The organism is Thermotoga sp. 2812B (genome assembly GCF_000789335.1).
In the GTDB taxonomy this organism is placed as follows: domain Bacteria; phylum Thermotogota; class Thermotogae; order Thermotogales; family Thermotogaceae; genus Thermotoga; species Thermotoga maritima.
Genome location: NZ_CP003408.1, coordinates 419,268 through 435,347 on the forward strand (window position 1 = coordinate 419,268; position 16,080 = coordinate 435,347).

At 47.2% G+C, this 16,080-nt stretch carries 19 protein-coding genes and 1 other RNA gene; 12 read left to right on the plus strand and 8 right to left on the minus strand.

Annotated elements, in window-relative coordinates; genetic code table 11:
• Window positions 1-24: 24 nt before the first annotated feature.
• The 3 genes from groL to ssrA all read right to left on the minus strand — a co-directional run bounded on the left by groL (window position 25) and on the right by ssrA (window position 2,485).
• Window positions 25-1,641 carry a chaperonin GroEL gene (groL, locus tag T2812B_RS02185; protein ID WP_008192177.1) on the minus strand — a complete coding sequence of 539 codons (1,617 nt, stop codon included), beginning with the start codon at window positions 1,639-1,641 and terminating at the stop codon, window positions 25-27.
• A 14-nt stretch (window positions 1,642-1,655) separates the two neighbouring features.
• Complete coding sequence (gene groES / locus T2812B_RS02190; RefSeq protein ID WP_008192171.1) at window positions 1,656-1,931, minus strand: co-chaperone GroES; 276 nt, start codon at window positions 1,929-1,931, stop codon at window positions 1,656-1,658.
• 197 nt (window positions 1,932-2,128) lie between these two features.
• Window positions 2,129-2,485, minus strand: a transfer-messenger RNA (tmRNA) gene (gene ssrA, locus T2812B_RS09515).
• Between the two features lie 136 nt (window positions 2,486-2,621).
• Between ssrA and T2812B_RS02195 the strand changes: the two genes are divergently transcribed.
• Genes T2812B_RS02195 through T2812B_RS02235 form a run of 9 tightly spaced genes read left to right on the plus strand, consistent with a single transcriptional unit; the run spans window position 2,622 to window position 10,951 of the window.
• Complete coding sequence (locus T2812B_RS02195) at window positions 2,622-3,659, plus strand: ABC transporter permease (RefSeq protein WP_008192168.1); 1,038 nt, start codon at window positions 2,622-2,624, stop codon at window positions 3,657-3,659.
• A 13-nt stretch (window positions 3,660-3,672) separates the two neighbouring features.
• Window positions 3,673-4,614 carry an ABC transporter permease gene (locus T2812B_RS02200; protein ID WP_004081440.1) on the plus strand — a complete coding sequence of 314 codons (942 nt, stop codon included), beginning with the start codon at window positions 3,673-3,675 and terminating at the stop codon, window positions 4,612-4,614.
• A 12-nt stretch (window positions 4,615-4,626) separates the two neighbouring features.
• Window positions 4,627-5,631, plus strand: a complete 1,005-nt coding sequence (locus tag T2812B_RS02205; RefSeq protein WP_008192165.1) for an ABC transporter ATP-binding protein — start codon at window positions 4,627-4,629, stop codon at window positions 5,629-5,631.
• A gap of 3 nt (window positions 5,632-5,634) precedes the next feature.
• Complete coding sequence (locus tag T2812B_RS02210) at window positions 5,635-6,789, plus strand: ABC transporter ATP-binding protein (protein ID WP_008192163.1); 1,155 nt, start codon at window positions 5,635-5,637, stop codon at window positions 6,787-6,789.
• Window positions 6,786-7,274 (plus strand): hypothetical protein, encoded by a 489-nt coding sequence (locus T2812B_RS02215; RefSeq protein ID WP_008192162.1) that lies wholly within the window; start codon window positions 6,786-6,788, stop codon window positions 7,272-7,274. Before T2812B_RS02210 ends, T2812B_RS02215 begins: the two co-directional genes overlap by 4 nt.
• Window positions 7,275-7,286: 12 nt before the next feature.
• On the plus strand, window positions 7,287-8,279 hold the full coding sequence (locus tag T2812B_RS02220) for an ABC transporter ATP-binding protein (protein WP_008192160.1): 993 nt from the start codon (window positions 7,287-7,289) through the stop codon (window positions 8,277-8,279).
• On the plus strand, window positions 8,263-9,117 hold the full coding sequence (locus tag T2812B_RS02225; protein WP_008192159.1) for a VIT1/CCC1 transporter family protein: 855 nt from the start codon (window positions 8,263-8,265) through the stop codon (window positions 9,115-9,117). Before T2812B_RS02220 ends, T2812B_RS02225 begins: the two co-directional genes overlap by 17 nt.
• Before the next feature lie 12 nt (window positions 9,118-9,129).
• The gene (locus T2812B_RS02230; RefSeq protein ID WP_008192158.1) at window positions 9,130-9,690 is read left to right on the plus strand and encodes a PolC-type DNA polymerase III; all 561 of its coding nucleotides are present in this window, start codon (window positions 9,130-9,132) and stop codon (window positions 9,688-9,690) included.
• 4 nt (window positions 9,691-9,694) lie between these two features.
• Complete coding sequence (locus T2812B_RS02235; RefSeq protein ID WP_008192157.1) at window positions 9,695-10,951, plus strand: PhoH family protein; 1,257 nt, start codon at window positions 9,695-9,697, stop codon at window positions 10,949-10,951.
• On the opposite strand, the gene scpB is transcribed toward T2812B_RS02235, so the two are convergent.
• From scpB to trpS, 3 genes are read right to left on the minus strand one after another with little or no spacing between them, the layout of a single operon-like run.
• The gene (scpB, locus tag T2812B_RS02240; RefSeq protein ID WP_008192156.1) at window positions 10,916-11,419 is read right to left on the minus strand and encodes an SMC-Scp complex subunit ScpB; all 504 of its coding nucleotides are present in this window, start codon (window positions 11,417-11,419) and stop codon (window positions 10,916-10,918) included. The two genes, T2812B_RS02235 and scpB, sit on opposite strands and share 36 nt — an antisense overlap.
• On the minus strand, window positions 11,397-12,086 hold the full coding sequence (locus T2812B_RS02245) for a ScpA family protein (protein ID WP_008192155.1): 690 nt from the start codon (window positions 12,084-12,086) through the stop codon (window positions 11,397-11,399). Before T2812B_RS02245 ends, scpB begins: the two co-directional genes overlap by 23 nt.
• A 9-nt stretch (window positions 12,087-12,095) precedes the next feature.
• A complete protein-coding gene (gene trpS, locus T2812B_RS02250) occupies window positions 12,096-13,082 on the minus strand; it encodes a tryptophan--tRNA ligase (RefSeq protein WP_008192153.1) in 987 nt (328 codons plus the stop codon).
• A gap of 48 nt (window positions 13,083-13,130) precedes the next feature.
• On the opposite strand from trpS, the gene T2812B_RS02255 reads away from it, so the two are divergent.
• The 3 genes from T2812B_RS02255 to T2812B_RS02265 are packed head-to-tail and all read left to right on the plus strand — an operon-like array spanning window position 13,131 to window position 14,981.
• Window positions 13,131-13,754 (plus strand): DUF4897 domain-containing protein, encoded by a 624-nt coding sequence (locus tag T2812B_RS02255; protein WP_008192152.1) that lies wholly within the window; start codon window positions 13,131-13,133, stop codon window positions 13,752-13,754.
• Window positions 13,726-14,460, plus strand: coding sequence for an NAD-dependent protein deacylase (locus tag T2812B_RS02260; protein ID WP_008192151.1), 735 nt, complete (start codon window positions 13,726-13,728; stop codon window positions 14,458-14,460). The genes T2812B_RS02255 and T2812B_RS02260 overlap by 29 nt, the downstream gene beginning before the upstream one ends.
• A complete protein-coding gene (locus T2812B_RS02265; RefSeq protein ID WP_008192150.1) occupies window positions 14,457-14,981 on the plus strand; it encodes a hypothetical protein in 525 nt (174 codons plus the stop codon). The genes T2812B_RS02260 and T2812B_RS02265 overlap by 4 nt, the downstream gene beginning before the upstream one ends.
• Here the strand turns inward: T2812B_RS02265 and prmC are convergent.
• Entirely contained in the window at window positions 14,962-15,810 is an 849-nt protein-coding gene (prmC, locus tag T2812B_RS02270; RefSeq protein ID WP_008192149.1) for a peptide chain release factor N(5)-glutamine methyltransferase, read from the minus strand. The two genes, T2812B_RS02265 and prmC, sit on opposite strands and share 20 nt — an antisense overlap.
• Window positions 15,759-16,067 (minus strand): metal-sulfur cluster assembly factor, encoded by a 309-nt coding sequence (locus T2812B_RS02275; protein WP_004081479.1) that lies wholly within the window; start codon window positions 16,065-16,067, stop codon window positions 15,759-15,761. Before T2812B_RS02275 ends, prmC begins: the two co-directional genes overlap by 52 nt.
• Window positions 16,068-16,080 lie beyond the last annotated feature (13 nt).

Sequence of the window (16,080 nt, forward strand, 5' to 3'; positions counted from 1 at the left end):
GGCCTTTGGCCCCCTTGTTATCATTTAGAATTCTTCAGGAATACTCGGTGTTTCTTTTTTCTCCTCGGGTTTTTCAACGATGAGCACTTCCGTTGTCAGGAGCATTCCAGCGATGGACGCGGCGTTCTGCAGGGCGCTCCTTGTAACCTTTGCTGGGTCAATGATTCCTCTTTCAAACATGTTGCAGTATTCTCCCCTGAGTGCGTCGAATCCATAGGCTGGATCGTCATTCGAGAGTATCTTCTCTATGATCACCGCTCCGTCGTATCCTGCGTTTTCAGCAATCTGCTTAATGGGGGCTGAGAGTGCCTTGTAAACGATCTGAGCTCCTATTTTCTCGTCGCCTTCGAGCTCTTCTATGACCTTTTCAACGGCCTTTCTTGCTCTCAGGAGTGTTACTCCTCCACCGGGAACGATACCTTCTTCAACGGCTGCTCTTGTAGCGCTCAGTGCGTCTTCAATTCTGTGTTTCTTTTCCTTGAGCTCTGTTTCGGTGGCCGCTCCAACCTTTATGACGGCTACTCCTCCTGCGAGTTTTGCCATCCTTTCCTGGAGAGTTTCTTTTTCGTACTCAGATGTGGTTTCCTCTATCTGGGCTTTGATTTGAGCGATTCTCTTCTTGATAGCCTCTGGATCACCTTTTCCTCCAATTATGATGGTTTCATCTTTCTTGACCCTCACAAGATCGGCTCTTCCGAGATCTTCAAGGGTGAGATCTTCGAGATTGATTCCGAGCTCTTCACTTGCCACCTGACCTCCGGTGAGAATTGCTATGTCCTGAAGCATGGCTTTTCTTCTTTCACCGAATCCAGGAGCCTTCACGGCACAGGACTGGAGAGTACCCTTGAGTTTGTTGAGAACAAGTGTTGTCAGAACTTCTCCTTCAACGTCTTCCGCTATAACGAGAAGTGGTCTTCCGGTCTGAGCGACCTTTTCAAGGATCGGAATGAGAGGTTTCACAGCGCTGAGTTTCCTGTCAGTGATGAGTATGAAGGGTTCCTTCAGAACGACCTCCATCTTCTCGGCATCCGTGACGAAGTATGGTGAGATGTAACCTCTGTCAAACTGCATACCTTCGGTGAATTCAACGTAGGTTTCGAGTGTTTTGGAATCTTCCACAGTGATGACCCCGTCTTCTCCTACCTTGTCCATAGCTTCTGCGATGAGCTCTCCTATTTCGGCGCTGTTCGCAGATATAGCGGCAACGTGGGCAATGTCCTCCCTACCGGAAAGTTTCTTGGAGACCTTCTTGATCTCTTCAACGGCTTTCTCAACGGCTTTGTCTATACCCCTCTTGAGGAGAATTGGATTGGCGCCCGCTGCAACGTTCTTGAGACCTTCTTTGATCATAGCCTGTGCGAGAACCGTAGCAGTTGTTGTACCATCACCGGCAACGTCGTTTGTTTTGGAAGCAACTTCTTTCACGAGCTGAGCCCCGAGGTTTTCGAATTTGTCCTCGAGCTCAATCTCCTTGGCTATGGAAACACCGTCGTTGGTTATTGTTGGAGAACCCCACGATTTTTCGATAACAACGTTCCTTCCCTTCGGTCCGAGAGTCACCTTTACCGCGTTAGCAACCTTGTCCACACCTCTTTCGAGTGCCCTTCTCGCTTCTTCATTGAACTTCAGAATCTTCGGCATATCTCACACCTCCTTCACTCTTCGATTTTCGCGAGTATGTCATTCACATCGATGATGATGTAATCCTCATCATCAATCTTTATTTCTGTACCCGCATATTTGGAGTAAATAACCTTGTCTCCAACTTTGATGTCAAATTTTTCCTCGTCATCGATCTTTCCCACGGCTACGACCTCTGCCTTCATCGGTTTCTCCTTTGCGGAATCTGGAAGAACGATTCCTCCCTCAGTCTTCTTTTCCTCTTTGATGGGCTTGATGAGAAGCCTTTCACCGAGAGGTATCACTTTCATCATCCATCCCTCCTTCGTAGATTTTTAGCACTCTCATCGTTCGACTGCTAATATAAATATACTACTTTTTACGAGCCTCTTCAAGGGATATTGATTAAGAAAAACGAACACAAACTCAACATTATCGTTAATAATGGGTAAACAATGAGTCAAAGAGGTTGAAGAAAAGTAAAAAGGCGCTTGAAGCGCCCTTTTTCTGGTGGAGGCGGGGGGATTCGAACCCCCGTCCGAAGATGGAGGCCCCTGGGCTTCTCCGAGCGCAGCCCGTGTTTTCGATTTCAGGGGGGACCCCCCACGGGCAGGGTGTCCTCTCCCACAGCCTTCCTGAAATTTCCCGATTCAGGCCGGAAGGCGAAGCCCGAATCGGTAGGCTGGATCTCTCACGCCCTCTTCCGAAGCCCAGCCAACTTCGGAGAGGACGGCCGCTTATCTATTAAGCGGCAACAGCAACAGGTTCGTTGGCACTTATTCTTTGTCCCACCTTTTTTACGAGGAGGTGGGGACCTCGGCTCGCTTCCCAGGGGACTCCATCCCCGTCGAACCCGTTCGCCCCCTGGTTTATCAATCCATCTTTATTATACCACCTTTATTATACCACTGTTCAGACTCTTCCAAATGTCGGAAGGTTCAGGGTATGTTGTATAATCATATGAAGATACATACCCAATTTACGACCAGGAGGTGTACCAGGTGACCGCATACATCATACGAAGACTTCTGCTCTTGCCCCTGATTCTCTTAGGAGTAACTTTCATCGTCTTCTCGATGATCCAGTCCCTCGGGCCGGATAAATTGCTCGCAGCGTACGTCAACCCGAATATGCTGGACAAGTTAACGCCCGAGCAGATGGACGCTCTAAAGGAGAAGTACGGCTTGAACGACTTTTTCGTTGTGAGATACGTCAAATGGCTCTCAAACACTCTGAGAGGTGATCTCGGGTGGTCCCTTGTTGGGAAAGAACCGGTGAAAGATGCTCTTTTGAGAAGACTCCCATACACCGTTGAACTTGCGCTTTACGCCATCTTCCCTGTTGTATTTGTTGGAATATGGCTCGGTGTGAAGGCTGCGGTTCACAGAGGAAAATTCCTCGATCATTTCATAAGAATCTTCGCCGTGGTTGGCTGGTCTTTTCCTGATTTCGTCTTTGGATTGCTCGTTCTGATGATCTTCTACAGCATACTGAACTGGCTTCCTCCTGGGAATCTGAGTATGTGGGCTGAAGAAGTGATCAAATCTCCGGAGTTTCATCGCTACACAAAGCTCGTTACAATAGACGCACTTTTGAACGGCAGACTGGACATCTTCTGGGATGGGCTAAAGCACCTCATAGGTCCCATCATAACTCTTTCGTGGCTCTGGTGGGCGTATCTTCTGAGAATCACCAGGTCGAGCATGCTGGAAGTCCTGAACAAAGAATACGTGAGAACCGCCAGGGCAAAGGGTCTTCCCGAAGATGTGGTTATAAACAAACACGCCAGAAGAAACGCCTTGATTCCTGTTACCACGGTTGCCGGTGGTATGGTCATCGGTCTCTTCTCCGGTACCGTGATCGTGGAAACGGTCTTCAACAGAACGGGTGTGGGAAGTTTCACCGCGCAGGCAGCTCTGCAGCTCGATTACGCTTCGGTGATGGCTTCTGCGTTGTTTTTCTCAACAATTCTTGTTGTTGGAAATCTCATAATAGATATTCTGTACGCCCTTATAGACCCCAGAATAAGACTTGGATGAGAGGTGAAACGACGTGAACCAGGAATTCAAAAGAATAATGAAGAGATTTTTTAGAGATCCATCCGCCATCATAGGGTTCTCTCTGGTGCTCTTCTTTGTGGTGATAGCCATTCTCGCGCCTGTTATAGCTCCTCCCATTCACCCGCTCACCAGAGCCAAGCTACCCGATCCTTACTTGATGCCCGTGGTGAGCTGGAATCAGAGCCCACAACCCCCTACCACGAAAGAGGATGCCCTGGCGAAGAATCCCAACAGAGAACCTATACGCTGTGTTGATTATCATCCATTCGGTGTCATTGGTGGCCGTGATATTCTATACGGAATCGTCTGGGGCACAAGAACGGCTTTCAAGATAGGTCTCATAGTCACACTCGCAAGACTCCTGATAGGAGTGTTCATAGGTTCAATCTCAGGTTACTTTGGAGGATGGATAGATGAGGTTCTCATGAGGATCACCGATATCTTTCTCTCTATTCCTTTCCTCATAGCGGCTGTTGTGCTGACAACCGTTCTCGGGACAGGTCTCGACAAGGTTATGATAGCGATGATCGTGTTTGGATGGATGGGAGCGGCAAGGCTCATCAGAGGAAACATTCTTCAGGTGAGGGAAGAACAATTCGTTCTGGCAGCGAAAGCAATAGGTGTGCCCGATTTTCTCATCATACTGAAACACGTTCTTCCGAATACCATTTTCCCCGTCCTGATATGGGCTTCCATGAACATGGGATCTCTCGTGATAACGGCCGCTGTGCTCAGTTTCTTGGGACTCGGTGCCCCCCAGGGATACGCCGACTGGGGATCCATCCTCAGTTACTCGAGAGACTGGATGATGGAGATAGGAAAGCACTGGTACGCCCTCGTTTATCCCGGTACCGCTATGGTTCTCTTCGTTCTGGGATGGAATCTGCTGGGCGATGCGCTCAGAGACGCTTTCGATCCAAGGCTAAAATTCTAAGGAGGGATCGAATTGACAGAGCCTCTGCTTAGGGTGGAAAATCTGAAAACCTATTTCTATACAGAAGACGGTGTGGTGAAGGCGGTCGATGGTGTTTCTTTTGAGGTCAGAGAGGGAGAAACCCTGGGCATCGTTGGGGAATCCGGAAGTGGAAAAAGTGTGACATCGCTCTCAATAATGAGACTCCTGGATCAGAACGGAAAGATAGTTGATGGAAAGATCATCTTCAAAGGAAGGAATCTTCTCGAACTTTCAGAGAGCGAAATGAGGAAGATCAGAGGAAAAGAGATCGCCATGATATTTCAAGAACCCATGGTGGCTTTGAACCCTGTTTTCACGATAGGGGATCAGATAATGGAGGCAATAATTCTTCACCAGAACGTCTCTGAAAAAGAAGCGAGAAAAATGGCTATAGATCTTCTCAGAAAAGTGGGAATTCCCGAACCTGAAAAGAGAGTGGATGAGTACCCCCACCAGCTCTCCGGTGGGATGAGACAGAGGGCTATGATAGCCATGGCACTCTCCTGCAGACCGAGTCTTCTCATAGCGGACGAACCCACCACCGCTCTCGACGTGACCATACAGGCTCAGATCCTGGAGCTCATGAAGGAACTCCAGAAAGAATACGGAATGGCAATCATTCTGATCACCCACGATATGGGCGTCGTTGCGGAAATGTCCGATAAAGTTGCTGTCATGTACGCGGGAAAGGTGGTCGAGTACGGAGACGTGAAAACCATCTTCACCGAACCCAAGCACCCCTACACCTATGCTCTTCTCGAATCCATTCCCAGAATAGACGTAGAACAGGAGAGACTGAAGAGCATTCCGGGAAACGTACCCGACCCGCTCAACTTCCCTCCGGGATGTAAATTCCATCCCAGATGTGAATTCTTCGAAAAAGGAAAATGCGACGTTGAAGAACCTGAACTGGAAGACCTGGATGGCAATCACAAGGTGAGGTGTTTCTTCTGGCAAAAACTCGATGAAATGAGACATGCAAAAAGCGAGGTGTGAAACGTGAGCAGGGAAATCCTTAGAGTTGAAAATCTGGTGAAACATTTTCCCATAAGGGCTGGTGTTTTTAAGAGAATTGTTGGATGGGTGAAGGCCGTCGATGGTGTCAGCTTCAGCATAAACGAGGGAGAAACCTTCGGCCTCGTTGGAGAGTCGGGTTGTGGAAAAACCACGATTGGAATGACCCTGCTCAGACTGTACGAGCCAACATCGGGACGCATCATCGTGGACAACGAAGACACGACCTACTACTTCATGCCGCGTTCCAAGGCAAAAAAATACATAAAGCGCACCTATCTGAGCAGGTTCGTCAACATGAAGGAGTCAGATGTGGAAAAACTGGAAGGTGTCGACAGAGAGTACGCCCGTATTTTCTTTGAGGAGGCAAAGGGTTCTCCAAAGAAGTTCATGTCCATTCTTCTCGATGATCTACCGGAGAAAAGGAAAAAATTTCGAAGAGAGATGCAGATAGTGTTCCAGGATCCATACAGTTCCCTGAACCCGAGGTTGAGAGTGAAGAGCATAGTGGGTGAAGGCATCGTCACACACAGGATCGCAAGGGGGGAAGAAGTAGAGAAACGAATCAAAGAAATCTTGGAGGATGTGGGTATTCCTTCGGCTTACGTGTACAGGTTTCCACATGAATTCTCCGGTGGTCAGCGCCAGAGAATCGGAATCGCACGTGCCCTGGCTTTGGAACCCAAACTCGTCGTGGCGGACGAGGCCGTCGCTGCTCTGGACGTCTCGATAAGAAGTCAGATCATAAACCTCATGGAAGATCTTCAGAGGGAACACAAACTCACGTACATTTTCATTTCGCACGATCTGGCTGTTGTAAAGCACATAAGCGATAGAATAGGTGTGATGTATCTTGGAAAGATGGTGGAACTTGCTCCTAAAAAAGACTTGTTCGAAAAACCGCTCCACCCTTACACTGTAGCTCTCATGTCTGCGATACCGGTACCTGATCCAACAAAGAAGAGGGAAAGAATCATTCTCAAAGGAGATGTTCCGAGCCCTATAAATCCGCCGTCTGGCTGTAGATTCCACACAAGATGTCCCATAGCGAAAGAGATTTGCTCCAAGGAAGAACCGGCTTTTCGAGAGGTTGAAGAGGGACACTTCGTCGCCTGTCACTTCCCGGGTGAGCTGAGGTGAGAAGGTACTGGCTGGTAATTTTGTTGATCGCCATCGTCATTCTGTTTTTTAGAGTGAAGTGGGAAGTGAAGAGAATACACGTTGAAGATCCAGAGATCAAAAAAATGGTTGAGGAAATTCTTCGGGAAAAACGTTACAGATACAAGTTCACCGACACCAGAGAGAGAGCTCTGATAATAGAAAAGGACAGAGCTATCGTACCGCCAAACGAAGTAGTTCTCCACCTGGACTGGCCGGAGAAAGTGAAAGAGAAGGTGAAAGAACTGGTTGAACCGTTCTTTCAAAAGATAGAGCTTTCCGCCACAGAATCACAGATGGCTACAGCAGAGGTGTTTTTGGAAGCTGTGATCGAAAGTTTCTTTGAAGGAAATCAGTCTCTGTTTGAGAATTCTTACTACTGCGGGGAGATCTACGTGTTTTCAAACGGAAAATGTGTGGCGGAGTACGATCCGTCAACTGGAGAACTCGTTTTTCTCGATAAATAGGAGGTGAACGGTTTGGCAACGCTTCTGGAAGTGAAAAACCTCAGCACGTGGTTTTACATGGAAGAAGGTGTAGTCAAAGCCGTGAACGATGTGAACTTCTCGCTGAATTCCAACGAAGTTCTCGGAATTGTCGGTGAGACTGGTTCCGGCAAGAGTGTGACAGTGAAATCCATAATGCGCCTCATAAAGCCTCCCGGAAAAATAGTGAGCGGTGAGATCATATACAAAGGTCAGGATATACTGAAGATACCCGAAAAAGAAATGCACAGGATTCGAGGAAAAGAGATCGCAATGATCTTTCAGGATCCGATGATGTCTCTTAATCCGCTTTACACGATAGGAGACCAGCTCATGGAAACGATCAGGTATCATCTTGGCTACGACAAGAGAAGAGCCTATCTGAGAGCGGTGGAAATGCTGGAACTCGTTGGAATACCGGAACCCGAAAAAAGAATGAACAACTATCCATTCGAATTCTCAGGTGGAATGAGGCAGAGGGTGGTTATAGCCATCGCCCTGTCCTGCAATCCCAGTGTGCTCATAGCGGATGAGCCCACCACCGCCCTCGATGTGACCATACAGGCACAGATCCTGGAACTCATGAAAGAACTTCAAAAAGAGTTCAAAACGGGACTCATCTTCATAACACACGATCTTGGTGTGATCGCTTCCATGGCAGACAGGATTATGGTGATGTACGGAGGAAGACAGGTCGAGATAGGAACATCCGATCAGATCTTCTACTCACCCAGACACCCTTACACGAAGATGCTCCTGAGAAGCGTGCCGAGAGTGGATAAAAGACTTGAAAAGCTCGAGTCCATACCGGGGCAACCCCCAAGGATGGTCGACATACCACCGGTGTGTCCCTTCTTGCCTCGCTGTCCAAGAAGAGTGGAGAGGTGCTTGAAAGAATTACCAGAGCTTTCCGAGATAGAAGAAAACCACTACGTCAGATGTTTCAATCCGGTTGAGGAGGAAGTGAGTCTTGAAAGAAATTCTTGATTTTCAGAAAAACGAGATCACTGAATACCACGTGTATCGAAAGCTATCGAAGAGAACGAACAAGAAAAACGCTGAGATCCTTCTTGCGATAGCGGAAGATGAGAAAAGCCACTACGAAAAACTGAAAAACATCACCGGGAAGGATGTTAAGCCTTCCTATATCAGGATGTTCTGGTACTCACTGCTTTCCGTTCTTTTTGGTTTGACTTTCACTCTCAAACTCATGGAAAACAACGAGAAAAAAGCGGAAAGAGCCTATGAAAGACTGGAGAAAGAGTATCCAGAAGTAGTCCATATTCTCAAAGACGAAGAAAAGCATGAAGAAGAGCTTCTGAACATGCTCGACGAAGAGCGTCTCAATTACGTGAGTTCTATGGTTCTCGGGTTGAACGATGCTCTCGTGGAACTGACGGGGGCACTCGCTGGTCTCACGTTCGCCTTTCAAAACACCAAGATAGTCGGATTGTCCGGCTTGATAACCGGTATCGCTGCAGCCTTCTCCATGGCAGCTTCCGAGTATCTCTCACAGAGAGCGGAAGAAGGATCAGGTGAATCCAAACCCTTAAAAGCCGCCATCTACACAGGCATCGCTTACATCATAACGGTCGCCGTGCTGGTAGCTCCATACCTCGTACTCAAAAACCCATTCTTATCACTTGTCCTTACTTTGATGGGAGCCGTTCTCATAGTTCTTCTTTTCACCTTTTTTGTTTCGGTGGTTAAAGAGAAGGATTTCGCGAAATACTTTTTTGAGATGTTCCTTTTGAGTTTCGGTGTGGCAGGATTTTCTTTCCTCGTCGGTATACTCGCGAGGAAGATCTTTGGAATCGAAATCTGAGGAGTGCTCGCCATGATATGGAACGACACCGTTTTTTGCGTCGTAGACACAGAAACCACGGGAACCGATCCCTTTGCCGGAGACCGGATAGTTGAAATAGCCGCTGTTCCTGTCTTCAAGGGGAAGATCTACAGGAACAAAGCGTTTCACTCTCTCGTGAATCCCAGAATAAGAATTCCGGCACTGATTCAGAAAGTTCACGGTATCAGCAACATGGACATCGTGGAAGCGCCAGATATGGACACGGTTTACGATCTTTTCAGGGATTACGTGAAGGGAACGGTGCTCGTGTTTCACAACGCCAACTTCGACCTCACTTTTCTGGATATGATGGCAAAGGAAACGGGAAACTTTCCGATAACGAATCCTTACATCGACACACTCGATCTATCAGAAGAGATCTTTGGAAGGCCTCATTCTCTCAAATGGCTCTCCGAAAGACTTGGAATAAAAACCACGATACAGCACCGTGCACTTCCAGACGCCCTGGTGACCGCAAGAGTTTTTGTGAAGCTTGTTGAATTTCTTGGTGAAAACAGGGTCAACGAATTCATACGTGGAAAACGGGGGTAATAAAATGGTTAAGAACTACGTTCTCGACACGAACGTTCTGATTCACGATCCAGATTCCATCTTTTCCTTCGAAGACAACAACGTGATCATCCCTCTTCCCGTTCTTGAAGAGCTCGACAAACTGAAAAGAGAACACGGAAGTGTGGGAAAGAACGCACGACAGGTGATTCGACACCTCGATGAGCTCAGAAAGAAGGGAAATCTCAGAAAAGGGATTCCTCTGGAAAACGGTGGAATTCTTCGTGTTATGGTCCTGGAAAGAGAAGTGGAGAACGTTCCAAGATTCCTTCACGAACGCTACGTGGACAACATAATTCTCGCGTACGTGATAGAGCTCATGAACAGGGAAAAGATCCCCACCATTCTCGTCAGCAAGGATATAAATCTTAGGGTGAAAGCAGATTCTCTTGGTATTCCCGCCCAAGACTATCTGACCGATCGATCCGAGCTGGAGACGATGCCTAAGGGGTATGTCGAAATCGATGACGAAGAACTCAAAAATCAGTTAAAAATGAAAGGAGTTGTGGAAAAGAAACTCGACCTTCTCGACAACTTCTACATAGATCTGGGTGGAGTGTACGGGAAATATCGCAAAGGGAAAGTTCTGAGAGTTGAACCTTTCGAGACTATGGGCATTTCTCCGCGGAATAGAGAACAGACCTTTTCCATGGATGCCCTTCTGGACGACGAAATACCTCTGGTCTTCCTTGTTGGAATCGCGGGAACCGGGAAGACGCTTCTCGCTCTCGCTTGCGGTCTCTACAAAGTCCTCGTTGAAAAACGCTACAAAAAACTGATAGTGACTCGACCCACGGTTCCCATGGGACGTGACATCGGGTATCTTCCCGGAGAACTCGAGAAGAAGATGAAACCGTGGCTCCAGCCGATAATGGACAACCTTGAACTGATATCTTCTCTTTCCGGTTTGAAAATCAAGGAGCTCGAGAAACAGGAAATACTGGAAGTGGAAGCAATATCCTTCATCAGGGGAAGATCGATACCAAAGCAGTTCATCATCATCGATGAAGCACAGAACCTCACTCCACACGAGGTGAAAACGATCCTTACACGTGTGGGAGAAGACACCAAGATCGTTCTCGTTGGAGATCCGTACCAGATCGACACCCCGTATCTGGACAAAGACACAAACGGACTGGTTTACGCAGCCTTGAAACTTCTGGAATCGGATCTTTCCGCGGTGATAAAGCTGGAGAAGGGAGAAAGGTCAAGACTCGCCACTATCGCTGCTGAGCTTCTGTGAGACCTCTTTCAATATTTCGTCCAGCATGGTGCTTTCAACAAACGAAGGGGAAAGCTGATACAGATAGCTTTTCCCCTTTCTTTTCTTTCTGACAATTCCCATTCTCTGAAGCGATGAGAGAACAGCGGATGAGTCTTTCCCCCTGAACGCGTCTATTTCGCTCTTTGGAATCGGTCCTGAGATGAGAAGCAGTGCCACCACTTCCATCTGCGTATCGGTGAGATTTTTGTACTTCCTTCCGGATAGCTTAGAAACGAAACTGGCGTACTCAGGTTTGGTGAAAAAACGATACCTTCCATTCACCTCTCTCAGAACAACTCCGTGCGCCTCGTCTTCGTATTCCTTCTTCAATTCTTCCAGGGCTCTTTTTATCTCCTCAGGATCTTTTTCGAGTATTTTGATAAGCCTTTCCAGAGTAATACCGTTTGAAGCAAATATGAGTGCCTCAATAGCGGCCTTGAGCTGCATTTGTGTACCTCCTGATCCTGTTGTCTCCCACAAGAATCAATTTCCCTATCTTCACAAGCTCGAGAATAGCCAGAAGTCTGACTATCAGTTCGTAGACATTCTCCGCTCTGGAAAGCAATCGCAGGATCTCGATCTCACCATCTATTTCATCAAGTATTCTCTCCATCATCTCTTCAACAGAAAGCGTTTCACTCTTCACTCTATGCACGGCCTCGCGCATGGCCTCTTCTTTCCAGATTCTTTTCAGGATCTCTCTGAATTTTTCTATCCCTTCTATCTTTTCGAAGAAAACGTTTCTTACTCTGACCCGCTTCCTCTTCAGAAGATTCTCTTCTTTCTTCAATATGCTAACGATTTCCTTCACTTTAGAATATTCTTCAATTCTTCTGTAGAGTTCCTCCTTCTTTCTGTCTATCGATTCTTTCTCTTCTTCCTTCACCCTCGGAATGAGCATTTTCGACTTGAGCTCCATCAAAGTGGAAGCCATTTCCAGAAAGTCGGAGGTGATCTTCATATCCAGCTTTTTCATATGCTCCAGATATTCCACGAACTCATCCGCGAGCTGTGAAATGGGTATTTCTCTGATATCTACTTTTTTCTTCCTCACAAGATAGAGCAGAAGATCGAGAGGTCCCTCGAAAACGGGAAGTTTGAAGACAAGATCCATTCTTTCACCTCAGAACATCAGGTTCATGGCCCTTCTCACTTCTTCCATCGTTTTAGCAGCCACTTCTCTGGCCTTCTTCGTCCCTTCCATTATAACGTCGTCCACGTAGTGTGGATCTTCGTCTATCTTTCTGAAGTTCTCCCAGATCGGTGCCAATTTTCGTTTCATATTCTTCAACAGCAACTTCTTACAATCAACACAGCCGATGCTGGCCGTTGTACAGCCTTCCCATACCCATTTGCTCTCTTCTTCACTGATGTCGAACGCCTGGTGGTATTTCCACACGGGGCAGTTCTCCGGATTTCCAGGGTCGCTCCTTCTCACCCTCGCCGGATCGGTCATCATCCTCAGTATCGTTCGTTCCAGCTCTTCTTCTGAAATTTCAAGGTTTATTATGTTCCCATAGCTTTTGCTCATCTTTCGGCCGTCCGTTCCTGGAAGCTTTGGAACCCGAGACAGAATGGCCTCTGGCTCTGGAAAGACTTCATCATATAGATAGTTAAAACGTCTGGCGATCTCCCTCGTGAGTTCTATGTGATAAACTTGGTCCTCACCGACGGGGACCCCTTCAGCTTTGTAGATCAAAATATCGGCCGCCTGAAGAACTGGATAGATGAGAAAACCGGCCGTGGAAAGATCTTTGTAGTTCAGCTCACTTTTTATCTCTTTGTAAGTGGGAACCCTCTCGAGACGTGAAACAGAAACGATCATGCTGAAAAGCAGTGCAAGCTCCGCGTGTTCCTTGACACCAGACTGAACAAAAATCACGGACTTTTCAGGATCTATTCCACAGGCGAGAAATCCCCTCACCAGGTCGCGGGTGTATTCCTTGAGCCTCGAAACATCGTCGTAGTGGGTGGTCAAAGCGTGCCAGTCTGCGACAAAGTAGAAACATTCGTTTCCTTCTTCCTGAAGCTTCACCCAGTTCTCAAGAGCTCCCACGAGATGACCTATATGGAGTTTCCCGGTAGGTCTCATTCCGCTTAGTATTCTCAACTTTTATCCCTCCATGTTCTATGATAATATTAAATGAGAATATCAAGAATGAGGAGAGTGAGAAGGTTGAGCTCAAGAACCATCTACATCTTGCTGATCATCATGGTTGTTTTCATGCTCGTCGAATTTCTCTTTTTCTTTCTGGGAGGAAGAACTCCCTTTGAAATAGTATACTACAGGAGCACCATGGAATACGACTATTCCGGAAACGCCACGTTCATCACCAACGCAAAACTTTATTTCAAAGACGAAAAGAAAAAAGAAGAGTATAAAGCCAACTATGCTTCCGCATCGAAGGAAGGGTTGAACGAGTATTTCTCCCAGATCAGTGAAGAAGTTGGAAGAGAAATAGTTCCCTTGGATTACAACGTGAAAGTTGAAGACACAGGAGGTATGCTCGAAATCACAGAAACAACGCTCCTGAGGGGAGCTGCACAGGTGAAGGGCGATGTCTTGGACACCAGCATGGGAAGTCTCACAATGAACGTAGCGGGTGAAACGGAGATCGTCGTGAAATTACCTGAAGACGCAACTGTGATATCGGTCACACCAACTCCGGTTGAACGTGAGAACAACACCCTGATTTGGCGTCCAGATTCATCCATGGTGTTTCCAAAAGTTATCTTTAAAAGGGTGAATGAAAATGAAGGAATTCCTGGATCTTCTCAATGAATCCAGATTGACTGTCGCTCTCACGGGAGCCGGTATCAGTACCCCAAGCGGCATACCTGATTTCAGAGGGCCGAATGGGATATACAAAAAGTATCCCCAGAATGTCTTCGACATAGATTTCTTCTATTCTCACCCTGAGGAATTCTACAGATTCGCTAAAGAAGGCATTTTCCCCATGTTACAAGCAAAACCGAACCTTGCACACGTGCTGCTCGCAAAACTGGAAGAAAAGGGCCTGATAGAGGCTGTGATCACACAGAATATAGACAGACTTCACCAGAGAGCGGGCAGTAAAAAAGTGATAGAACTCCATGGAAACGTTGAGGAGTATTACTGTGTGAGATGTGAGAAAAAATACACCGTCGAAGATGTTATAAAGAAACTCGAATCATCGGATGTTCCACTCTGTGACGACTGCAACAGCTTGATCAGGCCGAACATCGTGTTCTTCGGGGAAAATCTGCCGCAAGATGCCCTCAGGGAAGCGATCGGGCTTTCATCCAGAGCCAGTTTGATGATCGTCCTGGGATCTTCGCTCGTTGTGTATCCCGCTGCCGAGCTTCCCCTCATAACTGTCAGGAGTGGCGGAAAGCTCGTTATCGTGAATTTGGGAGAAACTCCTTTCGACGATATCGCAACTTTGAAGTACAACATGGACGTCGTCGAGTTCGCCAGAAGAGTGATGGAAGAGGGAGGTATCTCATGAATCTCGTAGACTACCTGGTGGTACTTTCCACGGTGGGAACAGTGGTCTTTTCGTGGACATATCTTCTCCTTGGGAGGAACGGTAACACGAAAGAGCCAAATCAGGAGGATATAGAAGAGAGGATCATGGAACTCATGGGAAAGTTCCGCTACCTGTCGGCCAACAGACTCGAACTCCTCGAAAAGAAGACACAAGAGTTAAGAAAACTCATATCCGAGGCCAACACCGTGATGTCGAGGCTGATGGTTAAGATGTCTGAGATAGAAAGAGAAAGGATCTTCTCCTCTGAAAATGGCGGGGAAAAATCTGAAAAGATGGAAAAACCAATTATCCCTGTTATTCAAGAGCAGGAAGAAACGAAAGCGGAAGAAAAAGAAGAGGAACTGGAAACCGCTATAGAAAAAAGAATCGTCTCGATGTACGACAGGGGATTTTCAGAAGTGGATATCGCCAAAAATCTTGGTATCACGGTTGGAGAAGTCAGACTGATACTCCAGCTGTTCAAGAGGAACGCCGGTTGAGAAGGAGAAAACGGTACTTTCCGGCGGAATCCTTCAGGAAAACAGTGTCGGAAACGATCTTTTTCAACTCCTCCACCTGGTCTTCTCCTATCTCCATCAGCACAATCTTTCCGCTCGTATCGTACCTGCCGAAAAATTCTCTGTAAAAGTCGAGACCGTCCTCTCCTCCAAAAAGTGCCTCTGGAGGCTCGAAAAGAACATCTTTTGGCAGATGAGCACTCGATTTCACGTATGGAGGATTCGAAAGGATCATCTCGATCGATGCGAATTTTTCTTTGAACGGTTCAAGAAACTCACCTTTTCTCACAAAGAATCTGTCGGAAACACCGTGTCTTTCCGCGTTTTTTCTGGCGATTTCAACGGCTTTGGAAGAAACGTCCGTCGCGAAAACGATCGCATCGGAGAATTTCGCAACGCTCACTCCAATGGCTCCGCTTCCTGTTCCTATGTCTGCGACTGTCTTTATTCCGTACTTTCTTATCAGCTCGAGGGCGAATTCGACCAGTTCCTCCGTCTCCGGCCTTGGAACAAAAACGCCTTCTTCCACGAGGAAAGAAAGGCCCATGAACTCTTTCTCACCGAGGATATAGTGCAGGGGATATCCACTTGCTCTTTTCTCCACGAGTTCCAGAATCCTTTTTTCCTCAGTTGGAGAAACTCCCAGGTCTTTCAAAAAGAGATCTTCCTTGCGGATCCCAAGCACCCGGGAAACGATGAGTAACACCTCAAGAACAGAAGTTTCGGTCACTCCCTCGAGTTTTCCAGAGCAGTCTCTTATCAGACTCCAAATTTTTCTCTCAGCTCCGGAGACATTCTTTCTGGTGTCCATGGTGGGTCGAATGTGAGCTCCACCTCCACGTTGTTGACTCCTTCGATCTTCTTTATCGCCTCTTCGGCGTCGGAAAGAATCATTCCGGCGAGAGGACACATGGGTGTGGTCATCGTCATGAGGACCTTCACGTTGTTCTGATCGTCTATCTGGATGTCGTACACCAAACCCAGACTCACCACATCCAGACCGAGTTCAAAATCGATCACGTTTTTCAGGGCGTTCAGAACATCTTCTTTAGTCACCTTTTTCGACATCGGCATCCCTCCC